The organism is Streptomyces amritsarensis (assembly GCF_001953875.1).
Lineage (GTDB): Bacteria > Actinomycetota > Actinomycetes > Streptomycetales > Streptomycetaceae > Streptomyces > Streptomyces amritsarensis.
The window spans coordinates 15,403-36,031 of record NZ_MQUR01000023.1; the positions used below are offsets into that span (position 1 = coordinate 15,403).

Sequence of the window (20,629 nt, forward strand, 5' to 3'; positions counted from 1 at the left end):
GAGGGAGGGAGCGCGTGCGCCATCAGGTGCGCACAGCGGACGGGCGCGCTCTGACCGTGGAGCGCTGGGGCGATCCGGACGGCAAGCCCGTCTTCCTGCTCCACGGCATGCCCGGAAGCCGCCTGGGCCCGGCCCCCCGGGGCATGGTCCTCTACCAGCGCCGGATGCAGCTCATCGCCTACGACAGACCCGGCTACGGCGGCTCCGACCGCCACCCGGGCCGCACCGTCGCCGACGTGGCCCACGACGTGGCCGCCGTGGCCGACTCCCTCGGCCTGGACAGGTTCGCCGTGGCGGGCCGTTCCGGAGGCGCCGCGGGCGCCCTGGCCTGCGCCGCCCTGCTGCCCGAGCGGGTCACCCGCACCGCGGCGATGGTGGGACTGGCCCCCCGGGACGCGGAGGACCTGGACTGGTTCGCCGGGATGGCCGCCTCGAACGTCCGGGAGTACACCACCGCCTCCACCGACCCCGAGGAACTGGCCGCCCGGCTCATCCCGCGGGCCGCCGGCATCCGCAAGGACCCCGGCCGGCTGCTGGACGAGCTGCGCCGGGAACTGACCGACAACGACCGCATGATCGTCTCGGACGCCGGCCTGCGGTCGATGCTGCTGCGGAACTACCGCGAGGGGCTGCGCCATTCGGCCTACGGCTGGATCGACGACGTCCTCGCCTTCAGCCGCCCCTGGGGCTTCGACCCGGCCGACATCCGCTGCCCGGTGCTGATCTGGCACGGGGAGCTCGACGTGTTCTCCCCCGTGGGCCACTCCCGCTGGCTGGCGCGCCGGATCCCGGGGGCCACCACCGCGATCGAGCCGGCCGCCGCGCACTTCGCGGCGCTGCGCGCGCTGCCCGACGTGCTGAACTGGCTGCTGCGCGACCTCCCGATCCCCCCGCTCAGCGAACAGCAGTCCGCGTAGGGGCCGTTCGGCCGCGGGCGGGCCGCCACGGAGGTTTCGTACCGGCTTTCGACCGCGTGCTCGACCAGGTGTCACACCTCGCTTGCCCAGCGGGTGTTGCCGGGCGGAGGTCCGCGCCCGACAGCAGGCCCAGCCCGAAGGGCCGGCCGGCGCGAGCCCGGAGAGGCCGCCTCCGCGGCCCTTGGCGCGGACGGCATCGGCATGGCCGCACTCGGCGTCGGACTCCTCGCGGGGTACGCCGTCCGCCAGCGCACGCGGTCCGCCGCCGGCCCCGACCCGGCGCGGCGATGGGCGCCGGCACCGCGGTCGCCGCCGCCCCTTCCCGCTGTTCGGCGGGGGCGCCCGGGAAGTCGGCCGCGCCCGAACCCGGGCCCTCGGGCCGGGCGCCTTCCGCAGCCGCGGCCGGCACCCCGGCGAGCCGCGGCCCGGCCTCGGGGCCGATGATCATCCCGTACCGGCCGGCCAGGACGTCGGCCTTCCTCCGAGACGCCCAGGTCACGGGTGGTTCGCGCCGCTCACCGACCCCGCCCGCGATCCCTGTCCGGCCCGGCGTGGACCCCGGCCGGTTCCCCCGCCGGGAGAAATGGATCTTGCCGTCCGGCGAACGGCCGAATAAGCCGCCTCGGGAAATGCGCCGCACTCGCTATAGAACGGTTGACCAGGCGTCATGTCTCGGTTGCCATTGGGGTGTGGCCGAGTAAAGTCCACGCTTGACGGCAGCGCGTCGCTGTTGTCATTCACATGCCCATTCCATATGGCTTCCCCGAGGACGGTGTCGTGAACACTTCCGCAACCCCCGCGACCAGCACGGTCAAGGCCCGCCGGGTCCCGCTCGCCAAGATCGACGTCGAGACCGCGTCCGCGGCCGTGACGCTCGGCCGCGTGCTCCCGGCCGAATCCGGCCGTCCGGTTCAGGCGCCGATCTTCAACTCCGCACTCTGAGGCGGAGCGAGAGCTCTAGACTGGCGGAATGACCGGCCTGATCGCATTTCGCGAGATCGTCCTGAAAGTTCACAGCAGATGCGATCTTGCTTGTGATCATTGCTACGTCTACGAACACGCAGATCAGAGCTGGCGGGCCCGGCCGAAAGTGATCTCCCCCGAGGTTATTTCACGGACCGCGTCCAGGCTCGCCGAACATGCCCGTGACCATGCACTCCCCTCCGTCACGGTGATTCTCCACGGAGGGGAACCCCTGTTGGCGGGCACGGCCCGGCTCCGCCTCGTCTGCGAGGAGTTCAGCCGGGCGCTCACCGGGATCGCCGCCCTCGACCTGCGGATCCACACCAACGGGCTCCAGCTCAGCACCCGTTACCTCGACCTCTTCGCCGAGTTCGGCGTCCGGGTCGGGATCTCCCTCGACGGGGACCGCGCCGCCAACGACCGCCACCGCCGCTTCGCGGACGGCCGTACGAGCCATCCGCTGGTCCTCGCGGCCGTCGCGCTGCTGCGCTCCGCGCCCTACCGCCACCTCTACCAGGGTCTGCTGTGCACCGTGGACGTGGCCAACGACCCCGTCGCCGTGCTCGACGCGCTCGTCGAACTCGAGCCCCCGCGCGTGGACTTCCTCCTCCCGCACGCCACCTGGGAAACTCCGCCCGTCCGACCCGACGGCGCCCCGGACGCGTACGCCCGCTGGCTCCTGCGGATCTTCGACCACTGGGAGCGGCTGGGCCGCCCGGTGCCCGTCCGGCTCTTCGAGTCCCTCCTGTCGACGCTGCGCGGCGGACCCAGCCTCACCGAGTCGCTGGGCCTCGCGCCCACCGACCTCGTCGTCGTCGAGACCGACGGCACCCTGGAACAGGTGGACTCCCTCAAGAGCGCCTTCGAGGGGGCGGCTGCCACCGGCTTCAACGTCTTCGACCACGCCTTCGACCGGGTCGCGGCCCACCCCGGGGTCAGGGCCCGGCAACTGGGCCTGGCCGGCGTCAGCGACTCGTGCCGGCGCTGCCCCGTCGTACGCTCGTGCGGGGGCGGGCTCTACACCCACCGCTACCGCGACCGCAACGGCTTCGACAACCCCTCCGTGTACTGCACCGACCTGCGCGAACTGGTGGACGGGGTGGAGGGGCGCACCGCGCCCCGGGAGACCGCTCGGCAGCTGTCCGACCCGGCCGAACTGGCCCGCTCCCAGGAGGAGCTGACCCGGATCCTGCTGGCCCGGCTGAACGCCGACCTGGCCGGCGACCCCGGCTGGGCGCACGCCTGGGAGCTGGTGGCCGCGGTGGAGCGGGCCGGTCCGGCGGGCGCGGACGCGCTGGACGCCGTACTGGACCACCCGTTCACCCGGACCTGGGTGCTGGCGGCCCTGGACGCCGCGCGCGACGGCCGGCCCGGCGCCGCCGAGGCGGCCCGCAGGCTCACCGCGCTGGCGGCCGCGGCCGTGCTGCGCGGCGGGCTGGACCTGCCGGCCGAGGTGGCCTACCGGGACGGCGAGGTGTACCTGCCGACGCTCGGGCTGCTGCGGCTCGGCGAGCCGGGCACCCAGGGCCGGGCCTCGCTGCACGTCACCGACGACGGCTACGCGGCCCGGGACGGCCGCTCCGAGCACCGCTTCGGGCCGGCGGCGGGCGACGCCCGGTGGCAGCCCGTACGCACCTGGTCGCCCGGCCCGGACGCGGCGCCGGTGGCGCTGGAGGACCTCGACCCGTACCGCAACTGCTTCCCCCGCCCGCCCAGGCTCCGGCTCGGCGCCGGCGAGACCGAGGAGTGGCGGGGACGGCTCGACCGGGCCTGGGCCCTGCTGCACAAGGCGGTGCCCGGCTTCGCCCGGGCGGCGGCGGCCGGGCTGACGACGCTGACCCCGCTCGCGGGCGGCCCGCGGGCCGGCGGCTGGGGCGAGGCGGGCCGGCACGGGCCGGGGGCGCTCGGGGTGCCGTACGCGGCGGGCGTACGGGAGACGGCGCTCGCGCTGCTGACCGGGCGGCGGCGGACCCGGCTGCGGGCCCTGGCCGAGGTGACCGACCTGTACGCGCTGGACGGGCAGTGGCAGCACCCGTCGCCGTGGCGGTCACGCCCGGTGCCGGTGTCGCGGCTGCTGGCCGACGTGCACGAGCGGGTGGCGGTGGAGGCGTACCGGCGGGCGACGGCGGGCCCCGAGCCGGGCGGCTCGGACCGCATCCACGAGGCCCTGGACCGGCTCTCGACCGCTGCCGAGCTGACGGTCACCGGCAAGCGGCTGGTGGCGGAGCTGCGCTACGAACTGAAGGCGGTCGACGCGTGAGCGCCCACTCCCCGTCTCCGGCCCCCTCCCCGGCCGGCCCGGGCCGGGGCCGCCGGGCCGCGGGCACCCTCCGGCTCGCGGTGCAGCTGCGGCTGCTCGGCGTACGGCCGGGGATGCGGCTGCTGGTCCACGCCTCGCTGCGCGGGACCGGGCTGCGCGCGGAGCAGCTGCGCGACGCCCTGACGGGTGTCCTGGGCCCGCGCGGGACCCTGGTGGTGCCCGCGTTCACCCCGGAGAACTCCAGGACTTCCAGCGCCCACCTGGAGCGGATCGCCGGTATGGACGAGGCCGAGGTGCGGGCCTTTCGTGACCGGATGCCGGCGTTCGACCCGGCGAGCACCCCCAGCCAGGGCATGGGCTCCCTGGCGGAGGTCGTGCGCACCGCGCCGGGCGCTGCGCGCAGTTCCCACCCGCAGACCTCGTTCGCCGCGCTCGGCGCGGACGCGGAGCGGCTCTGCGGCGGGCACCGCCTCGAAAGTCACCTGGGTGAGGAGTCGCCTCTGGGAAAGCTGTGCTGGGAGGGGGGACAGGTACTCATGATCAATGTGGGGTTTTCCGTCTGCACCGCTTTCCATCTCGCGGAGTATCGAATTCCGAAGCCCCCCTTGCGCATGTACGAGTGTGTGGTGAAGGTGAATCCTCCGGAGGGGCACCAGGGGTCCCGCCAGGAGGGGGCGTGGACCGCATACGAGGACGTCGCGCTGGACGACGGCGATTTCGCGGAGATCGGCAGGGCGTTCCCGGATTCGCGGGTGCGCAGGGGGCGGGTCGCAGGGGCGTCGGCCATGCTCTTCTCCGTCCCGGAAGCCGTCGACCACGCCCTTGAGTGGATGACCGAAAACCGATGCTGATTGACTGAACGATGAGGGGATGTGGCGAAGCAGCTCCGGAATGATGTTTCTTCGCTCGCATCTTCGGGACGGGGGGCGTGTGCCCGCATCAGTGCAGCCGTATTTTTTTCTCAGTTATGCGCATACACCGAGGTTCGGGGCCGGGGGGCCCGACCCCGACATGTGGGTGGAGCGCCTGTTCCGCGATCTGTGCAGCCATGTCATGGCGCTGACGGATCTGCCCGCCGGCGCCGAGGCCGGCTTCATGGACCGGGAGATACGCAGCGGCGAGGGCTGGTCGGAGCGGCTGGGGGCGGCGCTCGCCACCTGCCGGGTCTTCGTCCCCCTGTTCTCGCCGCGGTACTTCGCCAGTGAGATGTGCGGCAAGGAGTGGTACGCCTTCGCCCAGCGGGCGATCCACCAGGGGGCCCTGAGCAACCAGCCCGCCGAGGCCATCGTGCCGGCGCTGTGGGTGCCGGTCCCCCCGTCGCAACTGCCCGGCCCCGCGGAGCGGTTGCAGTTCAACCACAACACCTTCGGGGAGCGCTACGTCACCGACGGACTGTACGGGCTGATCAAACTGCGCGGCTACGCCGAGCAGTACGAGCGGGCGGTGTACGAGCTCGCCAAGCGCATCGTGCGGGTCGCCGAGACCGTCCGGCTCGAACCCGTCCGCCCGCTGGACTACCGCGGGGTGCCGAGCGCCTTCGGCCCTGCGGGCGGCAGCAGCCCCGCCCGCACCCTGCACGTGAGCGTGGCCGCCGCCTCCCGGCACGACCTGCCCGACGGGCGCAGCCCCGAGTACTACGGGGACAACGCGCTGGAGTGGAACCCGTACCACCCGGTGGCCCAGCGGCCCATCGCCTACGTCGCCGAGGACCTGGTCAAGAACCTCAACTACCGGACGAGCGTGGGGTCCTTCGACGACGAGGCCGGGCACTACGACAGCAAGCAGCCGCCGACCCGGCCGGAGATCCTGATCGTCGACCGCTGGGCGGTGGAGGACGAGCACCGGCGCCAGCGCCTGGCCGCCTTCGACCAGGAGTCCCGCCCGTGGGTCAACGTGGTCGTGCCGTGGAACCGCTACGACCACCAGAGCCGTGCGAAGGAGATCGAGCTGGCGCAGCGGCTGGAGGAGACCCTGCCCGTCAAGATGGGGCAGGGCCGGGCCGCCTGCCGGGCCGCCGCCAACGGGGTGGCCAACATGGAGACCCTCGGGCAGATCCTGCCGCAGGTGGTCGAGGCGGCGGCGCAGCAGTTCCTCAGACACGCCCAGGTGTACCTGCCGGCCGGCAACACCCGCACCGAACGCCCGCGGCTGCTCGGGCCGATGGGGATGAGCGGGCCCGCGGCCCCGCCGCGGGCGCCCTTCCCGCCCGACACGTTCGGCGGCCACAACGACGGCAACGACAGCAACGACACCGACCGGGGGGACGCGGATGACAGCGAGTCGTGACAGCAGGGACGGCCGTGACGGGCGCATCGTCACCTTCTACTCGTACAAGGGCGGTACGGGCCGCACGATGGCGCTGGCCAACACCGCGTGGATCCTGGCGGCCAACGGCAAGCGGGTCCTGGCGGTGGACTGGGACCTGGAGGCGCCGGGCCTGCACCGTTTCTTCCACCCGTTCCTGGACCCGTCCACGCTCGGGGCCACCACCGGGGTCATCGACCTGATCAGCGAGTACGCGTGGGCCGCCACCAGTCCGGTGGCGCGCGCCGACGACTGGCACAAGGACTACGCGCGGATACAGCCGCACGCGGTCTCGCTGACCCCGGAGACCCTGGGCTGGGAGTTCCCGGACGGGGGCACCCTGGACTTCGTCTCGGCGGGCCGGCAGAACCGCGAGTACTCCGCGACGGTGTCCACCTTCGACTGGGACAACTTCTACGACCGGCTCGGCGGCGGCCTGTTCTTCGACGCCCTGCGCGCCGACATGAAGCAGAACTACGACTACGTCCTGATCGACAGCCGCACCGGCCTGTCCGACATCGCGGATATCTGCACCGTGCACCTCCCGGACGTCCTCGTCGACTGCTTCACCCTGTCCGACCAGTCCATCGACGGTGCCGCCTCGGTGGCCCGCCAGATCGACGAGCGGTTCAACGACCGCGGCATCAAGATCTACCCGGTCCCGATGCGGATCGACGAGGGCGAGAAGGAGAAGGCCGACGCGGGCCGGGCGCTGGCCCGGATCAAGTTCGACCGGTTCCCGGGCGGCCTGGTCGGGGACGAGCTGACCTCCTACTGGGGCGCGGTGGAGATCCCCTACCGGCCGTACTACGCCTACGAGGAGACGCTGGCCACCTTCGGCGACGAGGCCGGGCTGACGAACTCCCTGCTCTCGGCGTTCGAGCGGCTGACCGCCGTGGTCACCGAGGGGGAGATCACCTCCATGCCGGCGATCGGCGAGGAGGTCCGCCTGCGCATCCGGGACGCCTTCACGCGGCGCCGTCCGGCGCTGCCGGCCGACCTGTTCCTGTCGTATGTGGCCGAGAACCGGATGTGGGCCGACTGGATCGAGTCGGTGCTCACGCGGGCCGGTTTCCGGGTGGTGCCCAAGGACGTCTCGGCCGAGCGGCCGCCGGCCGCGGCCGCGTCGGGCTCCGCCGGGGACACGCTGGGCGGCGGCACGGGCATCAGCATCGACACCGCCGCGCGCACGGTGGTGCTGCTCTCCACGGCCTACCTGAAGTCGGCGCGGGCCGTGGACGTGTGGGAGCGGGCGGCCGCCGAGGACCCGACCGGGGGCCGGCGCCAGCTGGTGCCGCTGAGGGTGGGCGACGTGCGGCTGTCGACGCCGTACATCGACCGCAACCCGGTGGACCTGTTCCGGCTCGACGAGGTGCACGCCACCGCCGCCCTGCTGCGCGCGGTGGAGCGGCCGATGGCCCTGCCCGACAGCGTGGCGAGCGCCTCGCAGCCCGGTCCCCGCTTCCCGGGGACCGTGCCCAAGATCTGGAACGCCCCGCCCCGCAACCCCGGGTTCACCGGCCGCAGCATCGTGCTGGAGCGGATGCGCGACCAGCTCGGCGGCGGCATGGCCGTGGTGCTGCCGCAGCCGCAGACCCTGTTCGGCCTCGGGGGCGTCGGCAAGACCCAGGTGGCGCTGGAGTACGTGCACCGGTTCATGGCCGACTACGACCTGGTGTGGTGGATCTCCTCGGAGCAGACCGACGACGTGGTCGCCGCGCTCGCGGAGCTGGCGGTCCGGCTGGGCGCGCAGACCGGCGAGGACATGGCGGCCGCCTCCCAGGAGGCGATCGACCTGCTGCGGCGCGGGGTGCCGTCGTCGCGCTGGCTGCTCGTCTTCGACAACGCGGACGATCCCGAGACCCTCAAGCGGTTCTTCCCGCCGGGCGGTCCGGGCCATGTGCTGGTGACCTCGCGCAACCAGTCCTGGTCGCAGTACGGTGACGCGCTGCCGGTGGACGTGTTCCTGCGCGAGGAGTCCATCGAGCACCTCCAGCGCCGGGCCCCCGGGCTCACCAAGGAGGACGCGGAGCAGGTGGCGATCGCGGTGGGCGACCTGCCGCTGGCCGTGGAGCAGGCGGGCGCCTGGATCGCGGAGACCGCGACGCCGGTGGCCGCGTACATCGAGCAGCTGGCGCAGCAGGCGGCGAGCGTGCTGGGCCTGAACCAGCCGCCCGGATATCCGGAGCCGGTGGCCGCGACCTGGAACATCTCCATAGAGCGGCTCCAGTCGCGTTCGCCGGCCGCCGTGCGGCTGCTCCAGCTGTGCGCCTTCCTGGCTCCCGAGCCGATCTCGGCGAACCTGCTGTACAGCAAGGAGATGATCGACGCCCTCAAGCCGTACGACGCCTCGCTCCAGGAGAAGCTGGTGCTGGGCCGGGTGATCCGGGAGATCGGCCGGTTCGCTCTGGCCAAGGTGGACCAGGTCAGCAACAGCATCCAGGTGCACCGGCTGGTGCAGGCCGTGATCCGGTCGCAGATGAGCGAGGAGGACCAGCGGGAGGCCCGCCACGCCGTCCACCGGATCCTGGCGGGTGCCCGGCCGGACGACGACGAGCCGATCGACAACCCGGAGACGTGGCCGCGGTTCAACACCATCTGGTCGCACCTCACCCCGTCAGAGGCCCGGTACTGCAAGGAGCCGGAGACGCGCCGGCTGCTGATCGACCGGGTCCGCTACCTGTGGAAGCGGGGTGACTTCAAGGCCGCCTACCAGCTCGGCGAGGAACTGCGCGAGGCCTGGAAGGAGATGCTGGGCAACGACGACCTGCAGTACCTGTACCTGCGCTTCCACCTGTCGAACATCCTGCGTTCGCAGGGCCGGTTCGTGGAGGCGAAGGAGCTGGACGAGGTCACGCTGGAGCGGCAGCGGGCGGTGCTCGGGCCCTCGCACCCGCACACGTACATGACCACGAGCGGCCTGGCCAACACGCTGGGCGCGCTGGGCCAGTACGGCAAGGCGATGGAGCTGGCGACCGACGCGCACGAGGGCTTCAGCCAGATCTTCCACGAGGCGCACCCGCGCACCCTGGCGGCCGCGAACAACCTGGCGCTGAACCTGCGGCTGGTGGGCCAGTACACCAGAGCCCGTGAGATCGACCAGGAGGTGTACGACCTGCGCACGGAGGTGCTCGGCCCGGAGCACCCGTACACCCTGTCGTCGGCGCAGAACCTCGCACGCGACCTGCGGGAGGTGGGCCGGTACGAGGATTCGGTGCAGCTGCTCAGCCGGACGTACGAGATCTACAAGCGGACGCTGGGGCGGGCGTTCCCGGGCACCCTGTCGGCCGCGAAGAACCTGGCGGTGTCGCTGCGCCGGGCAGGCCAGCTGGAGGACGCGGTGCGGCTGACGACGGCCACCCGGGCCCGCTACCGGGCCAAGTACACCTCCGTCAACCCGGACCTGCTGTCCTGTGAACTGAACCTGGCGTCGGACCTGTTCGCGACCGGGGACCCGGGCGGGGCGCGGGACCTGGCGCAGGAGGTGGTGGACGAGTACATGAAGGTCCCGGGCGAGCGGCACCCGTACACGCTGGCGGCCGTGAACAACCTGGCGGTCTTCCACTGGGGCACGGGCTCGGCGGAGGTGGCGGAGGCCATGCTGCGGCAGACGATCCGGGGGATGCGGGACGTCCTGGGCGACAACCATCCGCACACGGTCTTCGCCCACCTCAACCTGGCCAACGCCCGGGCGGACCTGGGCGATCCGGAAGGGGCGCTGGAGCTGGAGCGGCCGGCCGTGCTGCGGCTGCGCGAGGCGCTCGGGGCGCACCATCCGGAGACCCTGGCGAGCAGCTCCAACATGGCGATCAGCCTGGACTCGATGGGCCGCAAGGAGGAGGCGGCGAGGCTGCGCGCCGAGGTGGTGTCCGAGCTGACCCGGCTGCTCGGCGAGGACCACAGCCTGCCCCGGTACGCGCGGGACGAGCGGCGGATCCACCGGGACCTGGAGCCGCTCGCCGTGTGATCCGACGGAGGGCGGCGGGGGCCGAGGGTCCCCGCCGCCCGCCACCCGACTCGAGGGGGGCGTTGTGACCGACAGCATGACCTTTCGAAACGAGGACCTGCCGGCCCTCTTCCACCACACGGACCAGGCGGCGATCTCCCGGCAGCGGGAGTCGGTCCAGGCCACGCGGGCCCAGCTGCTGCTGCTCGTCGTGGCAGCGGGGGCCGCCGCGTTGCCGCCGGGGCCGGAGCTGGGCCCGCTGCACCTGTTCGGGCTGCTCAGCGTGCTCGGTTACGCGGGGGTGCTGGCCGTCGGCATGCGGGCGACGCGGCGCCGGGCCCGCCCGCAGTGGCAGCTCAACCGCAGTGCCGCGGAGTTCATCAAGTCGCTCGCCTGGCGGTACGCGGTGCACGGGGCGCCGTTCGGCAGTGACGTGGCCGATCCCGGGGAGGCGTACCGGGCACGGCTGGAGGCGGGGCTGGCCGAGCTGCGGAAGATGGGGTGGGAGGATCCGCGGTCGGCGGGCTCGGTGCCGGAGGGCGCGGAGATCACCGGTGCGATGCACCGGCTGCGCGGCAGGGACTACCACGTGCGGCGGGAGACGTACGTCCGGGACCGGCTGATCGAGCAGCGCAACTGGTACCGGCGGCGGGCGGAGGTGTCGCGGCGGGCGACGCGCCTGTGGTCGTGGACGATCGTCCTGCTGACCTGTCTGGCGCTGCTGTTCGCCCTGCTGAGGGCGTTCGGTTCGGGTCCGGGCGCGGGCCTGACGGGGCTGCTGAGCACGGCGGCGGCGGCCGGCATCGCCTGGAACGAGGTGCGCCGCCACCATCCGCTGATCGAGGCGCACACCCTGATCGAGCAGGACCTGGCGGCGATGATGGTCGTGATGCAGACGACGATCACCGAGTCCCAGTGGCCCTCGTCGGTGTACGAGACCGAGCGGTACGTCTCGCCGCAGCACACGGACTGGCTGGCCCGGCACAGCAGTTGAGGCGCCCCGGGGCGGTGGGCGTGGCTCAGTCCCGGGCCACGCCCTCGCACCACAGGACGGTGACCGGCTTGCCCAGGGCACGGGCGTAGGCCACGATCTCGGCGGTGCCGCCGTGCCCGCGGGCGGGCCGGCCGTCCCAGACGGCGACGAGCCGGTCGCAGGAGTCGGCGATGTAGGCGCCCGCGGCGTAGTACGCCTCGTCCGTGGAGTGGGCGAAGTCCATGCGGATCTCCTGGGCGGCCCGGAGCCTGAGGCTGTGGTAGCGGTCCAGCGCCTCGGCGCCCTCGAAGGACTCTTCGTAGTCCTCGCTGGGGATCACCACGGTGAGGTCGGCGCCGCATTCGAGGGCGATGGCCGCGAACAGCTGGTCCGCTCCGTCGGCGAGGCTGGAGAGGGCCTCCAGCGGCCCTTCGTGGCCGCCCAGTACGGCCCGCAGGCCGCTCTCCACATGGCCGAGCACCGAGTCCGGGATGGACCGGTGCCCGGTCACGCCGATGCGTTTCATGCAGGAACCTGCTTCCCCCCGGGGACACGGCCGCCCTGGACATCCTCCCAGAAGCCGGGAGGACGTCCAGGGTGCCGACAGGGGCGCGCGGGGCACGGGTCAGTAGACGCTGACCCCGTAGGCGTTGAGCGCCTCGACCACGGGCTGGAAGAAGGTCGTGCCGCCCGAGGAGCAGTTGCCGCTGCCGCCGGAGGTGAGGCCGACCGCGCGGGTGCCCGAGTAGAGCGGGCCGCCGCTGTCGCCGGGCTCGGCGCACACGTTGGTGCGGATCATGCCGTAGACGATGTCGCCGCCGCCGTAGTTGACGGTGGCGTTGAGGCCGGTGACGCGGCCGCTGTGGGTGCCGGTGGTGGAGCCGCGCCGGGTCACGGACATGTTGACCGTGGCGTTGACGGCGCTGGTGATGTCCTGGCTGCCGACGGTCCCGGGCGGTACGGGGGTGTTGCTGGCGTACTTGATGAGGCCGTAGTCGTTGTTCGGGAAGCTGGAACCGGTCGTGGAGCCGAGGACGTTCGTGCGGGCGGAGTTGGTCCACCAGGTGCCCGCGCCGTCGGTGCAGTGTCCGGCGGTCAGGGCGTAGTAGTTGCTTCCGCTGCGGACGTTGAAGCCGAGCGAACAGCGCCAGCTGTTGGCGTAGATGGCGTCGCCGCCCGAGGCGAGCTTGGTGAGCCTGCCCGGGATGCGCTCGATGCGCAGCGCCCCCGCGTCGGTTCCGGCCTCGCGCTTGATTTTCGCGATGGCGGCTGCGGAGACGGTGGAGTCGGCGGAGACCACGAGGGTTCCGGTGGCGGGGTCGGCGTGCCAGGCGGTGCCCGCTACGTCGGCCCGCAGGACGGAGGCGCCGGCGGAGGCGAGCCGGTCGGCGCTGAAACCGCCGTCCTGGGGGTCCGCGCTCGCCGCGGTCGGTGCGGCGAGCGCTGCGGCGGCGGCCAGGCCGGTGGCCACCGCGAGCAGCCTGTTACGGGTGGTGCGCTTGATCCTCACTTCTCGTCCTCCTGGAGAGGGTCGGGGGCCCGGCGGTCGTGGGGGTGCCAGAGCCCGTGAGGCGCAGCCGGGGGCACGGCGAACACATGAGCTTTGGCCGTGTCCCTGACAAGCGCTGTCGGGAGTGTCCTGTCGTCGGATACCGGTCGCAAGAGCGGCTTTCGGCCTCCGCGCGCCGCCCGTCGCCGTGCGGGGTGATGTGTTCCGGGGCGGTGCGGGAGGGCCGGGGCGGGGTCTACGAGGGCGCGGTCGGGCGGCGCGGCGGAGCCCGGCGGGGCTCCGGGGTGATCGCGCCCCGCGCGCCGGGTATGCCGGTCTGCGGGCGGTGGACGCGGCGCCTGCCGCGCCGGCGCGGGGCGTCTTGGGCGACGGCCCCCAGGGGGTGTCCGCACAGGAGCGCCGTGCGCGCGGAGGGCGGCCGCCGCGCGCGTCGGGCCTTGCGGGCCCGACGCGGGACGCGCGCCGTGCCCTCGAAGGGGATGGCGGGCTGCCGGCCGGGACCGGGTCGGCGCGGGTGCCGGCCGTGGTGTCCCGTCCGGCCGTTCCGGTCGTGCGCGCACGCAGGAGAAGGCCCCGGCAGTGCGGACGCGGGGGTGCCCTGCCGGGCCGCGGCGCCCTCGGCGGCAAGGCCGAGGGTGTGTGCGGCCCGGCGCCCTGCGGGCCGGATCACGACGGCCCGGGCGGTCACGGCCGCAGGCCGGGAGCGGGCCGGCGGGCAGGCTGCGGCGGCCGCAGCGGCCCCGCCCGCGGCGGCCGCGCGGCCTCGGCGTGCGCGGTGCCCGGGACGGGTCCGCGCAGCAGCGCCCGCCGGCCGTGGCCCGGCCCCCGCGGCGTCCGGCGCCTTGAGGTCTCCTCCGGCCCGCCGGGCCGGACGCGGCAGGCGCGCCGGACGCGCCCGGGCACACCCGGGAACGCGGCGGAGCGCGATGCCGGGAGCCTCGGGGCGGGCCGGGCCGTGCGGGCCCGGAACGGCCGGAATTCGACCTTCCGGGTGGTCGGCGGGGCGGGGGCCGGCCCACGGTGCGCGAGGGCCGCGCGGGGCGCACACGGCGGCCCGCGCCACGGCCCCGTGCCCGCGCCGTGCCCGCCGGGCCGCGTGCGGATCGTCTGCGTCAACGCTCATCCCGCTCAGCCCTTCCACGCGCGTCCGGCCGGGAATCCCCGCATACGCCGTCCGGGCGCGTGGAACTGACGCGAACTCAGTCGCAGCAGCAGCCGCAGTTGCAGTCGCAGCAGCCGCCGTCGCCACCGCCGCCGGAGCCGCCCTCGGAACCGCCGGCCGCCGAGGGGTTCGACCGGCAGCAGGTGCAGCACTCGCAGGCGTCGCACCACGGGTCCCGCTTCTTGCGCGACCAGGGGCCCTCGTGCTCGGTGCAGCAGATCTGGCAGGTGCAGAAGAGCCCGATGGCCACCGCGCAGCCGGCCAGCAGACCCCGGGGCGTCCGCTGCGGATGCCGCCCGCCGCCACCGAAGCCCCCGCCCCCGAAGCCGCCGCCGCCGAAGCCGTCGCCGCCCCCGAAGCCGCCCCCGCCGCCGAGGCCGCCGCCACCGCCGCCGGACCCGCCCGACCTCGCGGGCGGCGGGCCGCCCGGCGCCTGCGGGGTGTTCGGGCCGTAGGGGCTCGCGCCGTACGGAGCGCCGCCGTAGGGGTTGCTGCCGCCGTTCCCGTCGTACGGGTTGGATCCGTACGGGTTGGATCCGTGCGGGTTCGGGCCCTGCCCGGCCGAGGCGGTGGCGGTGTGGCCGCAGCTCATGGTCCCGAAGGCCCGGTCCACCGAGGTGCGCAGCTCGTGCACGAGGAGCCGGTGGGCGAGTCCGGCGTCGGCGAACTCGACCTCGGCCAGCGCCAGCCTGATGCCGTGCAGGGCGTCGTCGCAGAGCCTGCGGGCCTCGGCGAGCGGGGTCCCGGTGGCGGTGAGGGGGTTCCAGGCGCCCGCCTGCGCGTCGGCGCCCTGGTCCTCCACCGCGTCCAGCAGGTGCGCGAGCCGCCCGAAGTACCGGCCGGCCTCGGCCAGCGCGGGGGCGTTGCCCGGCCGTCCCGCCAGCTGCGCGGTATGCGCGAACGCGGCGGCCGTCGCGGTCTCCGTCGGCTCGGTCACCACGAGCACGGGAGTGCCGGGGCCGGCCAGGGTCTCGATGCCCGCCTGCCGGTCCACCGCGTCCACGAGCACCGCGGTGTCGAAGCCGAGCGAGGCGCCGGTGCGCGCACCGGCCCGGTCCCAGCCGCGGGCCACCTTGCGGGCGGCGGCGGCGATCGGGGCGCGGGCCAACAGCCCGTCCCCGTCGGCCACGTGGTCGCGCACCTTGGCGGAGGCCAGGACGAGCGAGACGGCGGCCGCCAGCCGGGCGCCCTCGCCCTTGGCGACGGCGGCGGTGCGCATGCCGCGCAGCGGGCAGGGGCCGGCGGTGCGCCGGGACCCGGGGGCCGGACCGGACTGAGCCTCCGTCAGAACGGAGACAAGCAAACCGTCGTAGTTCGTGACGATGCGGGCGAACTGTCCGTGGTCGCCCCGAAGTGCCAGGCACAGCCCGCACAGATGGGCCATCCACTCCGCCTTGAGCCGCTCCCCGAGCCGGTGCGTGCAAGGCCTGACTATGCCGAACAAGCTGCTTCCCCCGTGTGTCGTACGCGTGCCTGCCGGGCATCGTATCGACCCGCGTCTTTCACCCGTACGTCCCCGTCGCCCACCCGTACGGCGGCGCCGGTCGTATTTTCACTCAGTCAGCAGCGGTAGCGGCCAGGATCCTTGACCGTGCAACGGATGTTCTGCACCAGTACCGTCACGAAACCCCTGCGCGGCGACTATCCACTTGGCGCGTTGTCAGCATCATGGACGAGCATAGGGGCAGCGGAGAGAAAGACAGAGTGACCGCGGTGAAAGGAGGCAGTCCATGGGTTCGGTGCGCAAGGCGAGTGCCTGGCTGGGTCTCGTGGAGGACAGCGACGACGAGCGCTACTACGACGACGACTACGCGGAGGCCGCCCACGGTTCCGTCGCGGGCCCGGGTGACCAGTGGGTGACCGACCCCCGCGTCAAGGTGGCCTCCGAGTCGGCCGTGGAGCACGGCCGCCGGATCGCGACCGTCACCCCGGACGGATTCCGTGACGCGCGCGGCATCGGCGAGCTGTTCCGCGACGGGGTCCCGGTGATCGTGAACCTGTCGTCGATGGACCCGACCGACGCGAAGCGCGTCGTCGACTTCGCGGCCGGACTGACCTTCGGTCTGCGCGGTTCGATCGAGCGGGTGGCGACCAGGGTCTTCCTGCTGACCCCGGCCGACACCCAGATCGTGAGCGGCGAGCCCGGCGGCCGCTCGCGCGACTTCTTCAACCAGAGCTGAGCGGGGCTCTCACCGGAAGGCGTCCAGCCCGGTGAGCGCCTTGCCCAGCACCAACTGGTGCATCTCGACGGTGCCCTCGTAGGTGAGGACCGATTCGAGGTTGGTGGCGTGCCGCATGACGGGGTATTCGAGCGAGATCCCGTTGGCGCCGAGGACGGTCCGCGCGGTGCGGCAGATCTCGATGGCCTCGCGGACGTTGTTGAGCTTGCCGAAACTGATCTGCTCCGGCCGCAGGGTGCCCGCGTCCATCCGCCGGCCCAGGTGGTGGGCGAGCAGGATGCCCTTGTGGAGTTCGAGGGCCATGTCCGCCAGCTTGGCCTGGGTGAGCTGGAAGCCGCCGATCGGCTTGCCGAACTGCTCCCGCGTCCGCGCGTAGTCGAGCGCGGCCTCGAAACTGGCCCGCGCCGCGCCCATGGATCCCCAGATGATCCCGTACCGCGCGTGGCTGAGGCAGCCGAGCGGCCCCTTGAGCCCGGTGACGAGCGGCAGCACCGCGTCGGCGGGCAGCCGTACGTCGTCCATGACCAGCTCGCTGGTGACGCTGGCCCGCAGCGACCACTTGTGCTTGATCTCCGGAGCGGAGAAGCCGGGCGTGTCGGTGGGCACCACGAAGCCGCGGATGCCGTCGTCGGTCTGCGCCCACACCACGGCCACCGCGGCCACGGAGCCGTTGGTGATCCACATCTTGCGGCCGCCCAGCACCCAGTCGGTGCCGTCGCGCTTGGCGTACGTCCGCATCGCGGCGGGGTCGGAGCCCACGTCGGGCTCGGTCAGCCCGAAGCAGCCGATCAGCTCGCCCGCGGCCATGCCGGGCAGCCAGCGCTGCTTCTGCTCCTCGGAGCCGTACTTCCAGATCGCGTACATGGCCAGCGACCCCTGTACGGAGACCAGCGAGCGGATGCCGGAGTCGGCGGCCTCCAGCTCCAGGCAGGCCAGGCCGTACTGCACGGCGCTGGCGCCGGCGCACCCGTAGCCCTCCAGGGACATCCCGAGCGCCCCGAGGGCACCGAGCTCTCGGGCCAGCTCGCGGATCGCGGGGAGCTCGCCGCTCTCGTACCACTGGGCGATGTGCGGCAGCACCCGGTCGGCGGCCCAGCTGCGGACGGTGTCCCGGACGGCGAGGTCCTCGGGCCCGAGGAGCTCGTCGAGCCCGAGCGGATCGGTGGGTACGAAGGACACGGGGCCTCCCGGCGGCCTGAGCAGGAACCTGGCGGCGCAAGGTTTTGCGCCGACCCGAAGCTATTGGCCTCGGGCGGGCAAATCCAGCCCCGCCTTCCGGCACCGGCCGGCCGCACCACTGCGTCCCCGCCGCGGCGAGGGCGGGGGGCCGGGCGGCGGGGCCGCACCGGCGGGGCGGGATGCCCGGCGCTCAGCCGGCCTGCTCGACCGGGGTCGGCCGCGGCTCGCCCTTCGCCTGCGCGGGCAACCGCACCGGCTCGGCCTCCTCGGCCGCCCCGCACTCCATCGCCCGCGGCAGCTTCAGCGCCATCGCGGCCCCCGCGAACAGCAGCGCCGCGCTCACCAGCAGCGTCACGTGCAGGCCGTGCACGAAGGAGTGCCGTGCCGCCGCGTACAGGGCGGCTCCGGCCGGGCCTCCGAGGCCCGAGGCGATCTGGTAGGCCTCGCCCAGCGAGTTCGCCGCGCCCGCCGAGTCCGCGGCCGACACCCCGGGCACCGAGGCGAGCCCCGGCCGGTACGCCGCGTTCATCACGCTGCCCAGCAGCGCGATGCCGATGCCCGCGCCCAGCTGGTAGGAGGTCTCGCCGATCGAGGCCGCGCCGCCCGCGGTCTCGGCCGGCGCCTCGCTCAGCATCGACTCGTACGCGGCGAACAGCGTGGTCTGCAGTCCGAAGCCGAGCAGGATGAAGCCGACGGTCAGCAGCAGCGGCCGGTCCTGCTGGCCCATCAGCGTCAGCAGCAGCACGGCGAAGGCGGTCAGCAGGAAGCCCAGCGACACCATGGTGCGCGGCCCGACCCGGGCCAGGGTGTAGGAGCCGGTGGCGCCCGCGGCCATGGCCGCGAAGGTCAGCGGCAGCAGGCGCAGGCCGGTCTCCAGGGGGCTGAGGTGCAGCACCAGCTGGAGGTACTGGACGGCGATCAGTTCGAGCCCCACCAACGCGAGCATGGCGAGCACGATGCAGGCGACCGAGGTGGAGAAGGCGGCCCGCGAGAACATCCGCATGTCGATCAGCGGGTGCTCGCGCCGCTTCTGGCGCCGTACGAACAGCACGAGCAGCGTCGCGCCGAGCAGCAGCGGGAACAGCGCCTGCGCGTCGAGGAGGTGCCGTTCGGCGCCGAGCCGCTTGATCCCGAGCACCGCGCCGAGCACGCCGGCGGCGGCCATCAGCGCACCGAGCACGTCCCACGGCCCGTCCGCGGAGCCGCGCGACTCCGGCAGCAGCCAGCGGCCGAGCGGCAGGATCAGCGCCATCAGCGGGATGTTGATCAGGAAGACCGAGCCCCACCAGAAGTGCTCGATGAGGAAGCCGCCGAGGACCGGGCCGCTGGCCGCGCCGATCGCGGCGACGGCGGTCCAGATGCCGATGGCCAGGGCCCGCTCGCGCCGGTCGGGGAAGACCTGGCGCAGGATCGACAGGGTGGCCGGCATGATCATCGCGCCGCCGATGCCGAGCAGGGCGCGTGCGGCGATGAGGACCTGGGCGTTGTCGGCGAAGGCCGCTATCGCGGAGGCCGCGCCGAAGAGTCCGTAGCCGAGGAGGAGGATGCGGCGGCGGCCCACCCGGTCCCCGAGGGTGCCGAAGAGGATCAGCAGCGAGGCGCAGACCAGCGGGTAGGCGTCGACGACCCAGAGGAGCTCCATCGGGCCGGGCCGCAGGTCCTCCGTGACGGACGGAACCGCGACGTGCAGGATCGTCGCGTCGAGCGCGACGAGGACCAGGCTGACGCAGAGAACGGCCAGGACGACCCAGCGGTTGGCACCGCCGGAGGCCGCTCCCAGACGCTGCCAGGGCGAAGGGGTCCCGGCCGTGGCCGCGTTCGTCCCCGCCATGCATGTACCTCCCAGGTGATCCCTCGCGCTCGGTGGACCAGCGTCTGCGGAGCCACGGGGGGTGGTGCGCTGTGCGGCATCCAACGGGGTCCGGCATCGACACGCGAGTGAACGGTCAGCGTACGCGAGTTCGTGTGCCCGACACGTGGCCAAGCTCTCATACCGGCAGCGGCCCCCGTGTGGCGTGCGCCACTCCCCCACCCCGAAGCCTCCCCCCGCGTACACGCCCGCTCACGGTCCGTGGTTCTCGGCGCCGACCCAGGTCGGACGCCACCGGATAATCATGCCTGTGGAAGATCTTGGATTTCGCCGGGCCGCGCCCGCGCTGGCCGCCTTCGCGGCGGTCCGGCTGCTCGGGCTGGCCGTGCTCGCGGCGTGGGGGGCGGTGGCGGGCAGCAGCCCGCACACCCTGCTGTCGGCCCGCTGGGACTCGCTCTGGTACGCCCGCATCGCCGCAGAGGGGTACGGCTACGAGATCGTCCTGCCGAACGGGGACGTCCACTCGAACCTGGCGTTCTTCCCGCTGCTGCCGTGGCTGGAACGGGCGGTGTCGGCGGCGACGGGACTCTCGTACGGCTCGGCGGGCCTGGTGGTGTCGGTGGTCGCCGGGCTCGCCGCGGCGTGGGGGATCTTCGCGGTGGGCGACCTGCTGCACGGCCGCCGCACGGGGGTGTTCGCGGTCGCCGTCTGGGCGGCGCTGCCCGTCGGGATCGTCCAGTCCATGGCGTACAGCGAGTCGCTGTTCACCGCGCTCGCCGCGTGGGCGCTGTACGGAGCCCTGCGCGGCCGGTGGCTGACGGCGGGCCTGCTCGCCGCCGGGGCCGGGCTGACCCGCCCGGTCGGTGCGGCGGTCGTCGCGGCGGTGTGGGTGGCCGTGGCCCTGGCGTGGCGGCGGGGCGAGCGGTCGTGGCGGATGGCGGCGGGAGCGCTGCTGGCTCCGGCGGGAGCGGCGGCGTACGTCCTGTGGGTGGGGGCCCGCACCGGGGGCGGTCTGCTCGGGTACCTGGAGGTGCAGGGCGGCTGGGGCAACGGCTTCGACGGCGGCTGGGCCTTCGCCCGTTTCGTCGGGGCGAAACTGGCCTCGCCCGCCTTCCCGGCCGGGCTGGGGCTGATCGCGGGAGTCGCCCTGGTGCTGTGGCTGTACGCGGCGTGCGTGCGGCAGCGGCAGCCGGCGCCGCTGCTCGTGTACTGCGGGATCGTCGTGGCGCTGGCGTTGTGCGCGTCGGGGTATTTCGGTTCGAAGCCGCGGCTGTTGCTGCCCGCCTTCCCGCTGATGCTGGTGCCGGCGGTGGCGCTCGCCCGGTGGCGGACCCGGCGGGCGGTCCTGGTGGTGGGTGCGGCCGCCCTGGCCGCGGCGGTGTACGGGGCGTTCTGGCTGAACGGCTCGGGCCCTCCGTAAGGCCT

Annotated in this window: 14 protein-coding genes; 9 read left to right on the forward strand and 5 right to left on the reverse strand. The window is 73.7% G+C overall.

The features are described from left to right. The first annotated feature begins 14 nt into the window (after nt 1-14). The 7 genes from AVW11_RS12835 (at nt 15) to AVW11_RS12860 (ending at nt 11,384) form a co-directional block, all read left to right on the forward strand. On the forward strand, nt 15-917 hold the full coding sequence (locus AVW11_RS12835; protein ID WP_076044045.1) for an alpha/beta fold hydrolase: 903 nt from the start codon (nt 15-17) through the stop codon (nt 915-917). A 777-nt stretch (nt 918-1,694) separates the two neighbouring features. Beyond that, nucleotides 1,695-1,859, forward strand: coding sequence for an FXSXX-COOH protein (locus AVW11_RS36530; RefSeq protein WP_107277716.1), 165 nt, complete (start codon nt 1,695-1,697; stop codon nt 1,857-1,859). A gap of 28 nt (nt 1,860-1,887) precedes the next feature. Then, nucleotides 1,888-4,140 (forward strand): radical SAM/SPASM protein FxsBH, inactivated beta-hydroxylase extension form, encoded by a 2,253-nt coding sequence (gene fxsBH / locus AVW11_RS12840; RefSeq protein ID WP_206281900.1) that lies wholly within the window; start codon nt 1,888-1,890, stop codon nt 4,138-4,140. Beyond that, the gene (locus tag AVW11_RS12845; RefSeq protein ID WP_420713486.1) at nt 4,137-4,991 is read left to right on the forward strand and encodes an AAC(3) family N-acetyltransferase; all 855 of its coding nucleotides are present in this window, start codon (nt 4,137-4,139) and stop codon (nt 4,989-4,991) included. The genes fxsBH and AVW11_RS12845 overlap by 4 nt, the downstream gene beginning before the upstream one ends. Nucleotides 4,992-5,034: 43 nt before the next feature. Next, nucleotides 5,035-6,426: a TIR-like protein FxsC gene (locus AVW11_RS12850; protein ID WP_158076131.1), complete on the forward strand. Its 1,392-nt coding sequence runs from the start codon at nt 5,035-5,037 to the stop codon at nt 6,424-6,426. Beyond that, nucleotides 6,410-10,411, forward strand: a complete 4,002-nt coding sequence (fxsT, locus tag AVW11_RS12855) for an FxSxx-COOH system tetratricopeptide repeat protein (protein ID WP_030855260.1) — start codon at nt 6,410-6,412, stop codon at nt 10,409-10,411. Before AVW11_RS12850 ends, fxsT begins: the two co-directional genes overlap by 17 nt. A gap of 76 nt (nt 10,412-10,487) precedes the next feature. Further along, nucleotides 10,488-11,384: a DUF4231 domain-containing protein gene (locus AVW11_RS12860; RefSeq protein ID WP_060180005.1), complete on the forward strand. Its 897-nt coding sequence runs from the start codon at nt 10,488-10,490 to the stop codon at nt 11,382-11,384. Between the two features lie 25 nt (nt 11,385-11,409). Here the strand turns inward: AVW11_RS12860 and AVW11_RS12865 are convergent, their stop codons facing one another. From AVW11_RS12865 to AVW11_RS37380, 3 genes are all read right to left on the reverse strand, one after another. Then, nucleotides 11,410-11,889, reverse strand: coding sequence for an OTU domain-containing protein (locus AVW11_RS12865; RefSeq protein ID WP_076044047.1), 480 nt, complete (start codon nt 11,887-11,889; stop codon nt 11,410-11,412). A 99-nt stretch (nt 11,890-11,988) separates the two neighbouring features. Next, entirely contained in the window at nt 11,989-12,873 is an 885-nt protein-coding gene (locus AVW11_RS12870) for a S1 family peptidase (protein ID WP_030855256.1), read from the reverse strand. 1,199 nt (nt 12,874-14,072) lie between these two features. Beyond that, a complete protein-coding gene (locus AVW11_RS37380) occupies nt 14,073-15,479 on the reverse strand; it encodes a DUF5685 family protein (RefSeq protein ID WP_076044048.1) in 1,407 nt (468 codons plus the stop codon). A gap of 286 nt (nt 15,480-15,765) precedes the next feature. Here AVW11_RS37380 and AVW11_RS12880 point away from each other — a divergent pair, with 286 nt between their 5' ends. Further along, a complete protein-coding gene (locus tag AVW11_RS12880) occupies nt 15,766-16,215 on the forward strand; it encodes a cell division protein SepF (RefSeq protein ID WP_030030440.1) in 450 nt (149 codons plus the stop codon). A gap of 9 nt (nt 16,216-16,224) precedes the next feature. On the opposite strand, the gene AVW11_RS12885 is transcribed toward AVW11_RS12880, so the two are convergent. Together AVW11_RS12885 and AVW11_RS12890 are read right to left on the reverse strand one after the other, a co-directional pair. Continuing rightward, entirely contained in the window at nt 16,225-17,394 is a 1,170-nt protein-coding gene (locus AVW11_RS12885) for an acyl-CoA dehydrogenase family protein (RefSeq protein WP_030855291.1), read from the reverse strand. Between the two features lie 190 nt (nt 17,395-17,584). After that, nucleotides 17,585-19,225 carry an MFS transporter gene (locus tag AVW11_RS12890; protein ID WP_079250608.1) on the reverse strand — a complete coding sequence of 547 codons (1,641 nt, stop codon included), beginning with the start codon at nt 19,223-19,225 and terminating at the stop codon, nt 17,585-17,587. Between the two features lie 283 nt (nt 19,226-19,508). On the opposite strand from AVW11_RS12890, the gene AVW11_RS12895 reads away from it, so the two are divergent. Then, entirely contained in the window at nt 19,509-20,624 is a 1,116-nt protein-coding gene (locus AVW11_RS12895) for a glycosyltransferase family 39 protein (protein ID WP_060179968.1), read from the forward strand. The last annotated feature ends 5 nt before the right edge of the window (nt 20,625-20,629 follow it).